At 60.7% G+C, this 224-nt stretch carries 1 protein-coding gene; it reads left to right on the top strand.

The features are described from left to right. Positions 1–224 (top strand): DUF6708 domain-containing protein (locus OGV77_RS00850; RefSeq protein ID WP_353655756.1); only part of this gene is annotated, 224 nt, incomplete at both ends.

The raw sequence follows: 224 nt of genomic DNA, 5'->3' as shown, positions 1-224 counted from the left end.
CGGGTGTTTAACTGGGATGAAGTGCGCGGAGAAATCACCTATGAAGCCGGACGCTACAACCAGGGTTACCAGCTGCACGGTGCGGTGTGCCAGCCAGGAACCAGCCGTGTCCGGGAGCGGTTTGCGCTGACGTGGACGGTAGGTGATAAAGAGGCGCTGCGCGAGCTGTGGTGCTACTGCTGTCACTATATGCAGCACCGTCCGGTGCCTGAGACGGCGCGTTT

This window comes from Citrobacter sp. Ce129, from assembly GCF_030334545.1.
Taxonomy (GTDB): domain Bacteria; phylum Pseudomonadota; class Gammaproteobacteria; order Enterobacterales; family Enterobacteriaceae; genus Citrobacter; species Citrobacter europaeus.
The sequence above is the reverse complement of the archived record's forward strand: the minus strand, read 5'-3'. Positions and strand labels throughout refer to the sequence as shown.